Genomic DNA, 15,221 nt, shown 5'->3' on the forward strand with positions numbered 1-15,221 from the left:
CAGTATTTTATTCAATCTACAACGAGCGATCGGCCAAGCCGTTCCTCCCGCAACCGTTGCCCCTGCCTTTGAGCCTAGGTGGCGATTGTTGATAAGGGAAACTGCCGCAGAGGTCGCAACCACCGATAGCCTGGAGTCCAGTACATGCATCCGCGCATTCTTGAGGTCACCCAACGGCTGATCGACCGCAGCCGTGCCACCCGTGAACGCTACCTGCAGTTGATTCGCGGGGCGGCCAGTGACGGGCCGATGCGGGCCAAGCTGCAATGCGCCAACTTCGCCCACGGTGTGGCCGGCTGTGGCACCCAGGACAAGAACAGCCTGCGCATGATGAACGCGGCCAACGTCGCCATCGTGTCGGCCTACAACGATATGCTCTCGGCGCATCAGCCCTACGAGCATTACCCTGAACAGATCAAGCAGGCGCTGCGCGACATCGGCTCGGTGGGCCAGTTCGCTGGTGGCGTGCCGGCCATGTGCGATGGCGTCACCCAGGGCGAGCCGGGCATGGAGCTGGGGATTGCCAGCCGCGAAGTGATTGCCATGTCCACGGCCATCGCCCTGTCGCACAACATGTTCGACGCGGCGCTGATGCTCGGCATCTGTGACAAGATCGTTCCGGGGTTGTTGATGGGCGCGCTGCGCTTCGGTCACTTGCCGACCATTTTCGTCCCCGGCGGGCCGATGCCTTCAGGCATTTCCAACAAGGAAAAAGCCGACGTGCGTCAGCGCTATGCCGAGGGCAAGGCCAGCCGCGAAGAGCTGCTGGAGTCGGAAATGAAGTCCTACCACAGCCCCGGCACCTGCACCTTTTACGGCACCGCCAACACCAACCAGTTGCTGATGGAAGTGATGGGCCTGCACCTGCCGGGCGCGTCGTTCGTTAACCCCTACACGCCGCTGCGCGATGCCCTTACCGTCGAAGCCGCGCAACAGGTCACGCGCATGACCAAGGCCAGCGGCGACTTCATGCCCTTGGGCGAGATCGTCGACGAAAAATCCCTGGTCAACTCCATCGTTGCCCTGCACGCCACGGGCGGCTCGACCAACCATACCCTGCACATGCCGGCGATTGCCCAGGCGGCCGGCATCCAGCTGACCTGGCAGGACATGGCCGAGCTGTCCGAGGTGGTGCCGACCCTGTCGCACGTCTACCCGAACGGCAAAGCCGACATCAACCATTTCCAGGCGGCCGGTGGCATGGCCTTCCTGATCCGCGAGCTGCTCGATGCGGGGCTGCTGCACGAAGACGTCAACACCGTGGCCGGCCACGGCCTGCGTCGCTATACCCAGGAGCCGTTCCTGCAGGATGGCAAGCTGGTCTGGCGCGAAGGGCCGCAGACGAGCCTGGACGAAGCGATCCTGCGGCCGGTCGCGCGGCCGTTCTCCCCGGAAGGCGGGCTGCGGGTGATGGAAGGCAACCTAGGCCGCGGGGTCATGAAGGTCTCGGCTGTCGCGCCTGAGCATCAGGTGGTCGAAGCCCCGGCGCGGGTGTTCCATGACCAGCAGGCGCTGGCCGATGCTTTCCAGGCCGGCGAGCTGGAGCGCGATTTTGTTGCGGTGATGCGCTTCCAGGGCCCGCGTTGCAACGGCATGCCGGAGCTGCACAAGATGACGCCATTCCTGGGCGTGCTGCAGGACCGCGGCTTCAAGGTGGCATTGGTGACCGACGGGCGCATGTCCGGTGCGTCAGGGAAAATTCCGGCGGCCATTCATGTCTGTCCGGAAGCCTTTGATGGCGGCCCGCTGGCCCGCGTGCGCGATGGCGACATCGTGCGGGTCGACGGCGTTGCTGGCACCCTGACGGTCAAGCTCGATGCTGCTGAGATGGCCGACCGGGAAATCCCGCCGGCACCGACCGGCAACGATCTGGGCTGCGGGCGTGAACTGTTCGGCTTCCTGCGCATGGCCCTGAGCCCGGCAGAGCAGGGCGCCAGTGCCTTCACTTCAGCCCTGGAAACCCTCAAATGAAGCGTGCCCTGGTCGGTGATATCGGTGGCACCAACGCCCGCTTTGCCCTCTGGGAAAACAACCGGATGCACTCGGTCCAGGTGTTCGCCACCGCTGATTACACCAGCCCTGAGCAGGCCATCGGCGCCTACCTGCAGGCACAAGGGCTGAGCAAGGGCGACCTTGGCGCAGTCTGCCTGGCGGTGGCGGGACCGGTCAGCGGCGATGAGTTTCGCTTTACCAACAATCACTGGCGACTCAGTCGGCAGGCCTTCTGCAAGGCGCTGCAGATCGAGCGGCTGCTGCTGATCAATGACTTTACCGCGATGGCGCTGGGCATGACCCGGCTGCAGCCTGACGAGCGCCGCACGGTGTGTGCTGGCGAGCCTGAAACAGGGCGTCCGGCAGTGGTAATCGGCCCTGGAACCGGCTTGGGCGTGGGCACTTTGCTCGGTCTGGAGGATGGCCGCTGGATGGCATTGCCGGGTGAAGGTGGACATGTCGACCTGCCGGTGGGCAGCGCCCGCGAGGCGCAGATCCGTGAGCAGATCGCCAGCGAGACCGGTCATGTCAGTGCCGAAACCGTGCTCAGCGGCGGCGGCCTGTTGCGTTTGTACCAAGCCATTTGCGCGCTGGACGGGCAACCGGCAACCTTGCAAAGCCCTGCGGCGATTACCGATGCAGCACTGGCCGGTGAGCCGTTGGCGCTGGCGGTGATCGAGCAGTTTTGCCGCTTTCTTGGGCGGGTGGCCGGCAACAATGTGCTGACCTTGGGTGGGCGAGGTGGGGTATACATTGTCGGCGGCATCATTCCGCGCTTCGCCGAGCTGTTTTTGCGCAGTGGTTTTGCCGACAGTTTTGCCGAGAAAGGCTGCATGAGCGGCTACTTCAAGAATGTTCCGGTGTGGCTGGTGACTGCCGAATTCTCCGGTTTGCTCGGAGCTGGTGTGGCCTTGCAGCAAGCCGGTTGATTGCCCGCTTCCACCGAACAAGGAAGAGTACCGTGAGCAAGTCGATACTGCTGGTCGACGATGACCAGGACATCCGCGAACTGCTGCAAACCTACCTGAGCCGCGCGGGTTTCAGCGTGCAGGCGGTTGCCGACGGCCAGGGCTTTCGCCAGGCCCTGGACGACAGTGACTGCGACCTGGTGATCCTCGACGTGATGCTGCCCGATGAAGACGGTTTCAGCCTGTGCCGCTGGGTTCGTCAGCATCCACGCCTGGCCCAGGTGCCGATCATCATGCTCACGGCCAGCTCTGATGAAGCCGACCGGGTCATCGGCCTGGAGCTGGGCGCCGATGATTACCTGGGTAAACCCTTCAGTCCGCGTGAGTTGCAGGCACGAATCAAAGCCCTGCTGCGCCGCGCCGGTTTCGGCCAGGAGCGCAATGGCGGCGATGTACTGGCCTTCGATGACTGGCGCCTGGATACGGTCAGTCACCGCTTGTTTCACCGTGACGGTGAAGAGGTGATTCTTTCCGGTGCCGACTTCGCCTTGCTCAAGTTGTTCCTCGATCATCCGCAGCAAATCCTCGACCGCGACACCATCGGCAACGCCACCCGTGGACGTGAACCGATGCCCCTGGACCGCATTGTCGATATGGCGGTCAGCCGCCTGCGCCAACGCCTGCGCGACACGCACAAGCCGCCGCGGCTGATTCGTACCGTGCGTGGCAGCGGTTACCTGTTGGCGGCCAGTGTTGCGCCCGCGCACTGAGGGGCGCTGGCGTCTGCCGCTGCCGCGCTCGTTGCTCGGGCGCATGCTGCTGTTGACCCTGCTGGTGGTGTTGCTGGCCCAGGGCCTGTCGAGCCTGATCTGGCTGTCGCAACTGCGCGCCAGCCAGCTCGAAGGGCTGGTGGCCAGCGCCCGCAGCCTGGCCCATTCGATGAGCGCCAGCGTCAGTTACTTTCGCTCGCTGCCGGTGGCCTACCGGCCCATGGTCCTGGACCAGTTACGCAACATGGGCGGCACACGCTTCGTGGTCTCGCTCAACGACAAACCCCTGGACATGCAGGTGCTGCCGATTACCCCGCGCAAGCAGGCGGTGCTCAGCGCGGTGGGCGAAGTGCTGCGCCAGCGCCTCGGCGCACAGATGGATATTTCCCTCGAGTTCGTCAGCCCCCAGGACCTGCGGATCTTCAACAGCGGCCTGAAGCTCGATGAGCTGCCGCGCTCCTGGGCGCATTACGCGCTGACCCTGGAGCCGGTCAATCCACCGATATTGGTCACCCAGATCCGTCTTGGTGAAGGTGAATGGTTGTACATCGCCTCGTTGATGCCCGAACCCTACACCAGCCTTGAAGACGAAGGTCTGCCGCGTCAGCAGGTATGGTTTATCGGCCTGACCAGTTTCTTCTTGCTGCTGTTCATCGGTTTGCTGGTGCATTGGCAGAGCCGCCCGCTCAAGCGCCTGGCGCGGGCTGCACGGGAGATGTCGCTGGGGGCTGATGTCGAGCCGGTGGTGGAAGGGGGTGGCAGCGAGGTGGTCGAAGTCGGGCGGGCGTTCAATGCCATGCGTGAGCGCATCAGTCGCTACCTGACCGAACGCAGCCAGTTGTTCAGTGCCATCTCCCATGACCTGCGCACACCGATTACCCGTCTGCGCCTGCGTGTCGAGTTGCTTGAAGACGAACAGCAGCAGGCCAGGTTCAGCCGCGACCTGGACGAGCTGGAGATGTTGGTCAAAGGTGCGCTGCAGTGCGTGAAGGACACGGATATCCACGAGAACATCGAGCCGATCGACCTCAACCATGCTCTCGATTGCCTGGTCGAGCCTTATCTGGCCAGTGCCCGCGTTACCGTGCAGGGCAGGGCGCTAGCCCCGTACCCCGGCAAGCCGCTGGCGCTGCGCCGCTGCATGGGCAACCTGATCGACAATGCCCTGAAGTACGGCGAGCGTGCGCACCTGCGCGTGATCGACAGCGAGTCAGGGTTCGTCCTGCAGGTGGACGATGAAGGTCCGGGTGTGCCCGAGCAGCGTCTGGAGCAGGTTTTCGAACCGCATTTTCGCCTGGCCGGGCAGCAGCAGGGCTACGGCCTGGGCCTGGGAATCGCGCGCAACATTGCCCACAGCCACGGCGGCGAAGTGAGCTTGCGCAACCTGCAGGGCGGCGGTTTGCGGGTGACCTTGAGCCTGCCGCGCAGCAGCGACTGACGCCTTGGCCAGGCGAATGTCACCAGCTTGTGACATTCGCGCATCCCTTCGTTACCTCGGCCCCTCCAGCGCCTGGTTAGACTCCGATGCAAGCGCAAGCACCACGACTTGCACCTGCATAACAACAAGAAAAGGTTCCGCCCCATGAATGCGATCAATCGCCTCGCCGCTGTTGTTTCTCTTGCCTCCTTGTTGCCGCTGAGCGCCATGGCCGCCGATACCGGTACTGTCGAAGTCCTGCACTGGTGGACTTCCGGTGGCGAAGCCAAGGCTGTTGAAACCCTCAAGGCCCAGGTGCAGAAAGACGGATTCATCTGGAAAGACAATGCCGTGGCCGGTGGTGGCGGCGCCGCGGCCATGACCGTGCTCAAGACCCGCGCCATTTCCGGCAACCCGCCCGCCGCAGCGCAGATCAAGGGGCCGGACATTCAGGAGTGGGGTGCGCTGGGGTTGCTGACCGAGCTCGATGAGGTGTCCAAAGCCAACAACTGGGACAGCCTGCTGCCGCACAAAGTCGCCGAGATCATGAAGTACGACGGTCACTACGTGGCGGTGCCGGTTAACATCCACCGGGTCAACTGGCTATGGATCAACCCGCAAGTGTTCGACAAGGCCGGTGCCAAAGTACCGACCACCCTCGATGAACTCTTCGCCGCTGCCGACAAGCTCAAGGCCGCCGGCTTCATCCCCCTGGCCCATGGCGGCCAGCCGTGGCAGGACAGCACGGTGTTCGAGGACCTGGCCCTGAGCATCCTTGGCCCCAAGGGCTATCACGCCGCCTTCGTCGAGCTGGATGAACAGACCCTGACCGGCGCGCCAATGATCGAAGTGTTCAAAACCTTGCAACGTCTGGGCACCTACATGGACCCCAACCGTGCCGGGCGTGACTGGAACATCGCCGCTGCCGAAGTCATCAACGGCAAGGCCGGCATGCAGATCATGGGCGACTGGGCCAAGAGCGAATGGACGGCTGCCGGCAAGGTCGCCGGCAAGGATTACCAGTGCGTGGCGTTCCCCGGAACCCAGGGCAGCTTCGCCTACAACATCGACTCGCTGGCGATGTTCAAGCTCAAGAACGAAAACGATATCAAGGCCCAGAACGACCTGGCCAAGGTTGCCCTGGAGCCGCAGTTCCAGACGGTGTTCAACCAGAACAAAGGCTCGCTGCCGGTACGTCAGGACATGGACATGAGCCAGTTCGACGCCTGCACGCAGAAGTCGGCGGTGGACTTCAAAGACGCTGAGAAAGGCGATGGCCTGCAACCGAGCATGGCCCACAACATGGCGACGACCCTGGCGGTACAGGGGGCGATCTTCGATGTGGTGACCAACTTCCTCAATGACCCGAAAGCGGACCCCGCGACGGCGGTCAAACAGCTGAATTCGGCGATCAAGTCGGCCAAGTGATGGGCCAGGCACTGACTCCGTAGGGGCCGCATCGCCGGCAAGGCCGGCTCCCACAGGGTCGATGTGCACACGCCACTGTGGGAGCTGGCATTGCCAGCGATGCGGCGCATAGCGCCGCCCTCCAACCGAGATCAATCTGATGAGCACTGTTGCCACTCTCAACAAGGCCTCGCCCTTCGACGCCTTGCAACGCTGGCTACCGAAATTGGTACTGGCGCCGAGCATGCTGATTGTCCTGGTGGGCTTTTATGGCTACATCTTCTGGACCTTCATCCTCTCCTTTACCAACTCCAGCTTCATGCCCAGCTACAAGTGGGTGGGCCTGGCGCAATATGCACGGCTGATGGAAAACGACCGCTGGTGGGTAGCGAGCAAGAACCTGCTGGTGTTCGGTGGTCTGTTCATCGCCATCAGCCTGGTGATCGGCGTACTGCTGGCGGTCCTGCTCGACCAGCGCATTCGCCGCGAAGGCTTTATCCGCACGGTTTACCTGTACCCCATGGCACTGTCGATGATCGTCACCGGTACCGCCTGGAAGTGGCTGCTCAATCCCGGCCTGGGCCTGGACAAGATGCTTCGTGACTGGGGCTGGGAAGGCTTTCGCCTGGACTGGCTAGTGGACCCGGACCGGGTGGTCTACTGCCTGGTGATCGCGGCGGTGTGGCAGGCCTCGGGCTTTGTCATGGCGCTGTTCCTGGCGGGGCTGCGCAGTGTCGATCAGTCGATCATCCGCGCCGCGCAGGTCGATGGTGCCAGCCTGCCGAGTATCTACCTGCGCATCGTCCTGCCGAGCCTGCGCCCGGTGTTCTTCAGCGCACTGATGATCCTCGCCCACATCGCCATCAAGAGCTTCGACCTGGTCGCGGCGATGACCGCAGGCGGGCCGGGGTACGCCTCGGACTTGCCGGCAATGTTCATGTACTCCTTCACCTTCAGCCGCGGCCAGATGGGCATGGGCTCGGCCAGCGCGATCCTGATGCTCGGCGCGATCCTGTCGATCCTGGTGCCGTACCTGTATTCGGAACTAAGGAACAAGCGCCATGACTAGAACCCTGGCACCGCGTACTTTCAACTTCAGCCGGATCGCCATCTACGCCACCCTCTTGCTGGCCTGCGCGCTGTACCTGATTCCGCTGATCGTGATGCTGCTGACCAGCTTCAAATCGCCGGATGACATCCGCACCGGCAACCTGCTGAGCTGGCCTGAAGTGATTACCGGCATCGGCTGGATCAAGGCCTGGGACACGGTGGGTGGCTACTTCTGGAACTCGGTGAAAATCACTATTCCGGCGGTGCTGATCTCGACGTTGCTCGGGGCACTCAACGGCTATGTCCTGTCGATGTGGCGCTTTCGTGGCTCGCAGCTGTTCTTCGGGTTGTTGCTGTTCGGCTGCTTTCTGCCGTTCCAGACCGTGCTGCTCCCAGCCTCCTTCACCCTTGGCAAACTCGGCCTGGCCAGCACCACCACGGGCCTGGTGCTGGTGCATATCGTCTACGGCCTGGCGTTCACCACGCTGTTTTTCCGCAACTACTACTGCAGCGTGCCGGATGCCCTGGTGCGCGCGGCGCGGCTGGACGGGGCGGGGTTCTTCACCATCTTCGGGCGCATCCTGCTGCCGATGTCGGTGCCGATCATCATGGTCTGCCTGATCTGGCAGTTCACCCAGATCTGGAACGACTTTCTCTTCGGTGTGGTGTTCGCCAGTGGTGACGCGCAACCGATCACCGTGGCCCTGAACAACCTGGTCAACACCAGCACCGGGGTCAAGGAATACAACGTCGACATGGCGGCGGCGATGATCGCCGGGTTACCGACCCTGTTGGTCTATGTGCTGGCTGGCAAGTATTTCCTGCGCGGGCTTACGGCCGGCGCGGTCAAGGGGTGAAACAACATGGCAACGCTTGAACTGCGCAACGTCAACAAGACCTACGGCAGCGGTCTGCCGGATACCTTGAAGCATATCGACCTGTCGATCGACTCCGGGGAGTTCCTGATTCTTGTCGGCCCTTCCGGCTGCGGCAAGTCGACTTTGATGAACTGCATTGCCGGTCTCGAACAGATCAGCGGCGGGGCGATCCTGGTGGACGCTGCCGACATCAGCGGCATGAGCCCCAAGGACCGCGATATCGCCATGGTCTTTCAATCGTACGCGCTGTACCCGACCATGAACGTGCGCGACAACATCGCTTTCGGCCTGAAGATGCGCAAGATGCCTGCGGCGGCGATTGATGAGGAAGTGGCGCGGGTGGCCAAGCTGCTGCAGATCGAGCACCTGCTGACGCGCAAGCCCGGCCAGCTCTCCGGTGGCCAGCAGCAACGCGTGGCCATGGGCCGGGCGCTGGCGCGGCGGCCGAAGATCTACCTGTTCGACGAGCCGTTGTCCAACCTCGACGCCAAGTTGCGGGTGGAGATGCGCACCGAGATCAAGCTGATGCACCAGCGCCTGAAAACCACCACGGTGTACGTCACCCACGACCAGATCGAAGCCATGACCCTCGGTGACAAGGTGGCGGTGATGAAGGACGGCCTGATCCAGCAGTTCGGCACGCCGCAGCAGATCTACAACGATCCGGCCAATCTGTTTGTCGCCAGCTTCATCGGCTCGCCACCGATGAACTTCATTCCGCTGCGTCTGCAGCGCAAGGACGGGCGTTTGCACGCCTTGCTCGACAGTGGCCAGGCACGCTGCGAACTACCCTTGGGGATCAGTGATGCCGGCCTTGAGGAGCGTGAAGTGATCCTCGGCATTCGTCCTGAGCAGATCGCCCTGGCCCCGGCTCAGGCCAATGGCCTGCCGAGCATTCGCGCCGAAGTGCAGATCACCGAGCCGACCGGCCCCGACCTGCTGGTATTCGTCACCCTCAACCAGACCAAGGTCTGCTGCCGCCTGGCGCCGGATGTGGCGACCCAGGTCGGCGACACCCTCACCCTGCAATTCGATCCGGCGCGGGTGTTGCTGTTCGATGCTGCCAGCGGTGAACGCCTGGGGATCAACGTCACACCACGGCAAACCGGCACAGATAACGTGGCGCAATTTAAAGGCCGCTGAATGCATTGCCCGTCGTACAAGCCCATCAAGAACAATAAAATGAGGAAGCAAAGGATGGATCACTTCAAACGCATAAAGCCACTGGCGCCGCTGACCTTGCTGGCGGCGCTCGGGGTCAGCTGCGGGGCGCAGGCTGCCGATGCCTTTGCCCCGGAGTCGCAATGGATGACCGGCGACTGGGGCGGTACCCGTACCGAACTGCTGGAGAAGGGCGTCGACATCAAAATCGACTACGTGGGTGAAGTTGGCGCAAACCTCGATGGCGGCTTCAACGATGACAAGACTGCACGCTACAGCGACCAGTTCGGCCTGGGGGCCGCGCTGGATCTGCAAAAGCTGCTGGGTTGGGACAACACCCAGGCCAAGATTCAGCTGACCAACCGTAACGGCGAGAACATTTCCAATGACCGCATTGGCGACCCGCGTGCCGGCACCCTGAGCTCATCACAGGAAGTCTACGGCCGGGGGCATATGGTGCGTCTGACCCAGTTGTGGATTCAGCATCAGTTCTTCGACAACAAACTCGACATCAAGGCCGGTTACTTCGGCGAAGGCGAAGACTTCAACACCTTCCCGTGCGATTTCCAGAACCTGGCGTTCTGTGGCTCCCAGGTGGGTAACTGGGCCACTAACATCTGGTACAACTGGCCGGTCAGCCAGGCGGCGATCCGCTTCAAGTACAACATCAACGATGAGCTCTATGCGCAAGTCGGGGCGTACAACCAGAACCCCTCTCAGCTGGAGCACGGCAACGGCTTCAAGCTCAGCGGCAGTGGCACCGCCGGTACGGTTTTGCCGGTCGAGCTGGTCTGGTCACCGAAAATCAACAGCCTGCCGGGCGAATACCGTGTGGGGTACTACAAGAGTACGGCCGACGCCGATGATGTGCGTGAGGATGACAACGGCCAGGATGCGGCGACCACGGGTAACAGCTATCGCGTGCATGACAGCAAGCATGGCTACTGGTTTGTCGCGCAACAGCAACTCACCCGCCATAACGGCGATGCCAGCCGTGGCCTGAACATCGCGGCAAACGCCACCTTCCATGACAAGGACACCAACTTCATCGACAACTACCAGTCGTTGATGTTTGTCTACAAAGGCCCGTTCGATGCGCGTCCGAAGGATGACATCGGCATCGGTTTTGCCCGTATCCATGTCAACGACGACGTGAAGAAAAACGCCGAGTTGCTCAATGCCGCCAACGGTGTGGGCAATTACCAGGATCCGTTGTTCTCGCCGCTGCGCACCACCGAATACAACTACGAGCTCAACTACGGTTTCCACGTGACCAACTGGCTGACTGTTCGTCCGAACCTGCAATACATCACCCACCCGGGTGGGGTGGACGAAGTGGACAACGCGCTGGTCGCAGGTTTGAAGATTCAGTCGTCGTTCTGAGGCAATATGTTGTAAATTTACGCCATATTGCGACCGCGTTGCGGTCGACCGCCGGCAAGGCCGGCTCCCACAGGTTGCAAACACTGCCTTGTGGGAGCCGGCCTTGCCGGCGATGAAGTCCTCACTAACAACAAGAGTTTCCAACCATGCCCGAGCACCCGCTACAACGCTTCTTCACCTCGCAGAGGCCGCGACCGACCTTCGAGTGGGAGCGTTATCAGCAGCGCGATGTGCTGATCATCGATCATCCCCGGTGCCAGGCCGTATTCAGCCGCCAGGGTGCACAGTTGCTGCACTTCCAGCCCACGGGCGAACGCCCCTGGCTATGGTGCGCGGCGCAGTGGCCGCAGGTTGGCGCCATTCGTGGCGGTGTGCCGGTGTGCTGGCCCTGGTACGGTCGCCATCCCAGCGAAGACATGTGGCCAGCGCACGGCTGGGCGCGCTTGCTCGACTGGAAGCTGATCGACAGCAGTGAAGACGAAGAGGGCGTGACGCTCAAATGGCGTTTGCAACTGTGCGACTGGCAGGTCGACCTGTTGGCCAGGTTGGGCAAGCGCATGGAGCTGCAGCTCAGTACCGAACACCAGGACAGCCAGCCTTGTCAGTTGAGTCATGCTCTGCTGGCCTATTGGCGTATTAGTGACGTTTCTGAGATAGCGCTATCTGGGCTCGAAAACATTGAGGGTTACGACCGTTTGAACCGTCAGGCCTGCCGTCAGAAGGGCGCCTTGAAGGTGCATGGCGGCTGTCAGCGGGTGTTCCCCAATGCGGCGACCGTGCAACTGCACGATCCGGCCTGGCAGCGACAGCTGAGCATCGATACCGGTGACAGCGAGGACACCATTGTCTGGCACCCGGGCAGTCGCCCGTTGATGGGCGTCAGCAGCAGTGAAACCCTGGGCTTCGTCTGTGTCGAGGCGGCCAGTGGCAGCAGTGACAGCCTGAGCCTGGCGCCGGGTGAACAGGCACACCTGCGCTTGCAGGCACAGCTGCTTAGTTGAGTTCGTCGTCGATCGGGTAGCGGCTGGCGTTGAGGCTCTCCTTGATCTTGCGCAGGTGTGGCTGGAAGTCCACGCCGCGGCGCAAGGTCATGCCGGTGGCCAGCACGTCGAGCACCGTCAGCTGAATGATCCGTGAGGTCATCGGCATGTAAATATCGGTGTCTTCTGGCAGCGGTATGTTCAGGCTCAGGCTGCTGGCCTTGGCCAGGGGCGAATCGGCAGCGGTCAGGCCGAGTACCGAGGCACCGTTTTCCCGGGCCAGGCGCGCGACTTCGACCAGCTCGCGGGTACGCCCGGTGTAGGAGATGATGACGAACAGCTCGCCGGTGTGGGCGACCGAGGCCAGCATGCGCTGCATCAGCACATCGGCATGGGCCGAGACGGCCAGGTTGAAGCGGAAGAACTTGTGCTGGGCATCCAGCGCCACCGGTGCCGAGGCGCCGAGGCCGAAGAAGTGGATCTGCCGGGCCTGGATCAGCATGTCGACGGCGCGGCTGATCAGCTGTGGATCGAGTTGCTGGCAGGCACTGTCCAGCGAGGCGATGGCGCTGCCGAAGATCTTCTGGGTGTAGGAAGCCGGATCATCATCGGCTTCAACCGCCCGGCTGACGTACGCGGCGCCGCTGGCCAGGCTCTGCGCCAGCTGCAGTTTGAGCTCGGGGTAGCCACTGACGCCGAACGAACGGCAGAAGCGGTTCACCGTCGGTTCGCTGACCTTGGCCGCCTGGGCCAGGGCGGCAATGCTGAAGCGGGTGGCTTGCTGAGGATTGAGCAGGATGACTTCGGCGACTTTGCGCTCAGCCTTGTTCAGCTCTTCGAGGCGGCCCTGGATCTGCTCCAGGAGGTTTCGCACGCGGTCCATGGGTATGTGTCCTTGGGTCGATGAGGCAGCCCGCTGCCGATGGCAGAGGGCTTTTGACGCGGTGGCCTATCGTACTGATGGCATGGGAGGCACACCACTTGAATCTGTGTTTCGGATAAAATGTTGTGGTTTTTACTACATTATTCCTTGAAAACTGCGATTGAAAACGGTATTTCTACGTCAACTTGATAAAAGAACCAACATCATGGCATCGATCAGCGTTGAACCTTGCACCTTTGCCCTGTTTGGCGCCCTCGGCGACCTGGCCTTGCGCAAGCTGTTTCCGGCGCTTTACCAGCTCGATCGCGCCGACCTGCTGCACGCGGATACCCGTGTGCTGGCCCTGGCACGCGAGCCGGGCAGTGTCGAAGAGCACCTGGCATCGATCGAGGCGCATCTGCGCGAGTTTGTTCCGCAAGGGCAGATCGAGACCTTGGTGTTGCAGCGCTTTCTCGCGCGCTTGCGCTATCTGCATGTCGACTTCCTCAAGGTCGAGGACTACCAGGTGCTGGCCGAACAAGTCGGCGACGACAGCCAGTTGATCGCTTACTTCGCCACGCCTGCGGCAGTCTATGGCGGTATTTGCGAGAACCTCGACAAGGTCGGCCTCAGTGCGCGCACCCGGGTGGTGCTGGAAAAACCCATCGGCCATGACCTGGACTCTTCGCGGCGGGTCAATGACGCGGTGGCGCAGTATTTCCCGGAAAATCGCGTCTATCGTATCGACCACTACCTGGGCAAGGAAACCGTCCAGAACCTTATTGCCCTGCGCTTTGCCAACAGCCTGTTCGAAACCCAGTGGAACCAGAACTCGATCTCGCACGTGGAAATTACCGTAGCCGAAAAGGTCGGGATCGAGGGGCGCTGGGGCTACTTCGACAAGGCCGGGCAACTGCGCGACATGATCCAGAACCACTTGTTGCAGCTGCTTTGCCTGATCGCCATGGACCCGCCCAGCGACCTCTCTGCCGACAGCATTCGTAACGAGAAGGTCAAAGTGCTCAAGGCCCTGGCGCCGATCACTGGCGAAGGCCTGAGCACTCACGTGGTGCGCGGCCAGTACATTGCCGGCTACAGCGAAGGCAAACCGGTGCCGGGCTATCTGGAAGAAGACAACGCCAACGCCCAGAGCGACACCGAAACCTTTGTTGCCCTGCGCGCCGATATCCGCAACTGGCGCTGGGCCGGCGTGCCGTTCTACCTGCGTACCGGCAAGCGCATGCCGCAGAAACTGTCGCAGATCGTTATCCACTTCAAGGAAACCCCGCACTACATCTTCGCCCCGGAACAGCGTTTGCAGATCGGTAACAAACTGATCATCCGTCTGCAGCCGGACGAAGGCATTTCCTTGCGGGTGATGACCAAGGAGCAGGGCCTGGACAAGGGCATGCAACTGCGCAGCGGGCCATTGCAGCTGAATTTTTCCGACACCTGGCGCAGTGCACGGATTCCCGATGCCTATGAGCGCTTGTTGCTGGAAGTGATGCGCGGCAATCAGAACCTGTTTGTGCGCAAGGACGAAATCGAATACGCGTGGAAGTGGTGCGATCAGCTGATTGCCGGCTGGAAGAACAGCGGCGACGCGCCCAAGCCTTATGCCGCTGGCTCCTGGGGGCCAATGAGCTCGATTGCATTGATTACCCGTGATGGGAGGTCTTGGTATGGCGATATCTGAACTGCAACTGCCGGCTAACGTGACGGCCCATGATTTCAACGCTGCCGCGCAGCTGGCCGAAGGTTTGGCCAAGGATGTCGCCAGGCGCCTGAATGCCGCGATCGCGGCAAACGGCCAGGCTACCCTGGTGGTGTCGGGTGGGCGTAGCCCGGTGGCGTTTTTCCAGGCATTGGTCCAGCAGCCGCTGGACTGGTCGAAGGTCTTGGTGACCCTGGCCGATGAGCGCTGGGTGCCGGTCGAGCATGCCGACAGCAATGCTGGCTTGCTCAAGCGCCATTTGTTGACTGGCAAAGCGGCCAAGGCACGTTTCCTTGGCCTCTACCGCGCAGCGGCCAGCCTTGAAGCTGCTGCCCTGGAAGCCGATCAGGCCCTGGCCGAGCTGGCCGGCATCGACGTACTGGTCCTCGGCATGGGCGACGACGGGCATACCGCTTCGCTGTTCCCCGGCAGCCCGAACCTGAGCGAAGGCCTTGATCCGCAGGGCGCGCGTCGTTGCTTGCCGATGCTGGCGCCGAGTGTGCCGCATCAACGCCTGAGCATGACCCGCGCCTTGCTGGCCAGGGCCGCCTTCACCGCCTTGTCCGTGCAAGGTCCGGGCAAACTCGCTACCCTGCGCGCCGCGCTGGCTGGCGATGACTTGAGCGAAATGCCGATTCGCGCCTTCTTACAAGCCCCTCTGGATATTTACTGGTGCCCATGAGCCAAGGATCCGCCGTT

At 62.2% G+C, this 15,221-nt stretch carries 14 protein-coding genes; 13 read left to right on the top strand and 1 reads right to left on the bottom strand.

The window, feature by feature from the left end; genetic code table 11:
• The first annotated feature begins 144 nt into the window (after positions 1-144).
• From edd to AC07OF_RS03965, 11 genes are all read left to right on the top strand, one after another.
• Positions 145-1,971, top strand: coding sequence for a phosphogluconate dehydratase (gene edd, locus AC07OF_RS03915; protein ID WP_476445949.1), 1,827 nt, complete (start codon positions 145-147; stop codon positions 1,969-1,971).
• Positions 1,968-2,921 carry a glucokinase gene (locus AC07OF_RS03920; protein ID WP_157193914.1) on the top strand — a complete coding sequence of 318 codons (954 nt, stop codon included), beginning with the start codon at positions 1,968-1,970 and terminating at the stop codon, positions 2,919-2,921. The genes edd and AC07OF_RS03920 overlap by 4 nt, the downstream gene beginning before the upstream one ends.
• Positions 2,921-3,670, top strand: a complete 750-nt coding sequence (locus tag AC07OF_RS03925) for a response regulator (protein ID WP_157194799.1) — start codon at positions 2,921-2,923, stop codon at positions 3,668-3,670. The genes AC07OF_RS03920 and AC07OF_RS03925 overlap by 1 nt, the downstream gene beginning before the upstream one ends.
• A 43-nt stretch (positions 3,671-3,713) precedes the next feature.
• Entirely contained in the window at positions 3,714-5,108 is a 1,395-nt protein-coding gene (locus AC07OF_RS03930; protein ID WP_191832263.1) for an ATP-binding protein, read from the top strand.
• A 144-nt stretch (positions 5,109-5,252) separates the two neighbouring features.
• A complete protein-coding gene (locus tag AC07OF_RS03935; RefSeq protein WP_495072586.1) occupies positions 5,253-6,515 on the top strand; it encodes an ABC transporter substrate-binding protein in 1,263 nt (420 codons plus the stop codon).
• Entirely contained in the window at positions 6,490-6,627 is a 138-nt protein-coding gene (locus AC07OF_RS03940) for a hypothetical protein (RefSeq protein ID WP_495072651.1), read from the top strand. Before AC07OF_RS03935 ends, AC07OF_RS03940 begins: the two co-directional genes overlap by 26 nt.
• A 27-nt stretch (positions 6,628-6,654) precedes the next feature.
• A complete protein-coding gene (locus tag AC07OF_RS03945) occupies positions 6,655-7,563 on the top strand; it encodes a carbohydrate ABC transporter permease (protein ID WP_038614266.1) in 909 nt (302 codons plus the stop codon).
• A complete protein-coding gene (locus tag AC07OF_RS03950; RefSeq protein WP_157193911.1) occupies positions 7,556-8,401 on the top strand; it encodes a carbohydrate ABC transporter permease in 846 nt (281 codons plus the stop codon). Before AC07OF_RS03945 ends, AC07OF_RS03950 begins: the two co-directional genes overlap by 8 nt.
• 6 nt (positions 8,402-8,407) lie before the next feature.
• A complete protein-coding gene (locus AC07OF_RS03955) occupies positions 8,408-9,565 on the top strand; it encodes an ABC transporter ATP-binding protein (protein ID WP_495072587.1) in 1,158 nt (385 codons plus the stop codon).
• A gap of 54 nt (positions 9,566-9,619) precedes the next feature.
• Complete coding sequence (locus AC07OF_RS03960; RefSeq protein ID WP_400173729.1) at positions 9,620-10,966, top strand: carbohydrate porin; 1,347 nt, start codon at positions 9,620-9,622, stop codon at positions 10,964-10,966.
• 146 nt (positions 10,967-11,112) lie between these two features.
• Positions 11,113-11,967 carry a D-hexose-6-phosphate mutarotase gene (locus AC07OF_RS03965; RefSeq protein WP_157193905.1) on the top strand — a complete coding sequence of 285 codons (855 nt, stop codon included), beginning with the start codon at positions 11,113-11,115 and terminating at the stop codon, positions 11,965-11,967.
• Here AC07OF_RS03965 and hexR read toward each other — a convergent pair.
• The gene (gene hexR / locus AC07OF_RS03970; RefSeq protein WP_174242320.1) at positions 11,960-12,820 is read right to left on the bottom strand and encodes a DNA-binding transcriptional regulator HexR; all 861 of its coding nucleotides are present in this window, start codon (positions 12,818-12,820) and stop codon (positions 11,960-11,962) included. The genes AC07OF_RS03965 and hexR overlap by 8 nt on opposite strands.
• 214 nt (positions 12,821-13,034) lie before the next feature.
• On the opposite strand from hexR, the gene zwf reads away from it, so the two are divergent.
• Both zwf and pgl read left to right on the top strand, forming a co-directional pair.
• Positions 13,035-14,504, top strand: coding sequence for a glucose-6-phosphate dehydrogenase (gene zwf, locus AC07OF_RS03975; protein WP_157193903.1), 1,470 nt, complete (start codon positions 13,035-13,037; stop codon positions 14,502-14,504).
• The gene (gene pgl, locus AC07OF_RS03980; RefSeq protein WP_157193901.1) at positions 14,491-15,204 is read left to right on the top strand and encodes a 6-phosphogluconolactonase; all 714 of its coding nucleotides are present in this window, start codon (positions 14,491-14,493) and stop codon (positions 15,202-15,204) included. The genes zwf and pgl overlap by 14 nt, the downstream gene beginning before the upstream one ends.
• The last annotated feature ends 17 nt before the right edge of the window (positions 15,205-15,221 follow it).

The organism is Pseudomonas sp. GW821-FHT10B02, assembly GCF_059415665.1.